The organism is Streptomyces sp. NPDC047315, assembly GCF_040643215.1.
Lineage (GTDB): Bacteria > Actinomycetota > Actinomycetes > Streptomycetales > Streptomycetaceae > Streptomyces.
Genome location: NZ_JBEYTZ010000119.1, coordinates 1 through 1,191, shown reverse-complemented (window position 1 = coordinate 1,191; position 1,191 = coordinate 1). Strand labels below are relative to the sequence as shown.

Here is a 1,191-nt window from a genome sequence, read left to right as displayed (position 1 = left end):
GCCCTTGGGGTCGCCGGTGGTGCCGGAGGTGCCGACGACCTGGGCGAGGTCTGCGGGGGCGGGGCCCGTACGCCTGCGGCCGAGCGACGGGCCGGGCCCGGCGGGAGCGTCTCCGGCTGCCTCGACGTCGACCAGCGCCAGGTTGGCCCAGCCCAAGTCGACTGCCAGCACGGGCAGTTCGGTTCCGCGCAGGACCGTCGTGGCGCCACAGATGTCGGCGAGCCGTACGGCCTCCGGTTCGGTCAGGTCGGCGCGGAGCGGCAGCGCTGCGGCCCCGGCGTAGTGGACGGCGAGGACCGCGACCGCGTAGGCGTCCCACTCGCGGTCGGTGAAGCGCAGGGCCCCGAGTTCGCCGGGCCGGACCCCGGCGTCCAGCAGTCCGCGGGCGGCCCGCAGGGCTTGCACGCGCCAGCCCCCGTAAGTGAGTGAGCCGCCGCCGCGCACCTCGATCGCGACCCGGTCGGGCTGTTTCGCGGCCCGGGCGTCGAGCAGGTCGGGCACGGTCAACGGTGCGGGCTGGGCGTTGATGATGTCCTCCAAGAGCGTGATCCCCGGGGGTAGTTGGGCCGGCGATGCGATGGCACAGGAGACGTTCACGGGCATGGCGCACGGTTGTTGCCCTTGGATATGGTCTGGACCTTCGCCAGGGCATGCGAACAATAGCGTGCCTGTGTCGCACTTATGTCGCAATGATGGAGAGTTCATGGACATCGGCGGGCATCGGGTGCGTTGGCCGAACCTGGCCAGAACCTGATCACTGCAACAAAACCCCTCGTCAGAGGGGGTGCACCAGCCAACTCCGCAGAAAACCGGAGCCAGCAATCCTGGATCTGCTCCGGTCATCGCCCATCCACACCGCGGAGCTCCCCCGTCCCACAGGACAGCTGGATCCCCCACCGTGCCGGCCCGCACCGGTGTTCCGCAGCCGCCCGTACACCGTGTGCCGCTGTGCCCCCGTGCCCGTCTCCATCCCCGGTTCCGAGGAGGAACACGCATGCTGTACGCAGGAATCGCCTGGTCAGCCGATGGTTACGACGTGGAGGTCATCGACGCCGAAGGGAACCGGGCGACGGCCCCGACCCACTGGGGCGCGGAACGCGTGCCGGAGCTGACCGCCTGGCTCGCCGCGCCCGGCCCGTCGTCCGAGCCTCCCCGCGCCGTCGTCGTGGAGAGCACCAACGGCCTCGTGGA

The 1,191-nt window shown here is 70.9% G+C and carries 1 protein-coding gene and 1 pseudogene; one reads left to right on the top strand and one right to left on the bottom strand.

The genetic code is table 11. From position 1 onward, the window contains the following. A partial coding sequence (locus ABZ842_RS38840) for an AMP-binding protein (RefSeq protein WP_361548601.1) occupies positions 1-603 on the bottom strand: 603 nt, incomplete at its 3' end. A 391-nt stretch (positions 604-994) separates the two neighbouring features. On the opposite strand from ABZ842_RS38840, the pseudogene ABZ842_RS38835 reads away from it, so the two are divergent. Continuing rightward, positions 995-1,191 (top strand): annotated as a pseudogene (locus ABZ842_RS38835) (polysaccharide deacetylase family protein); the annotation flags it as partial.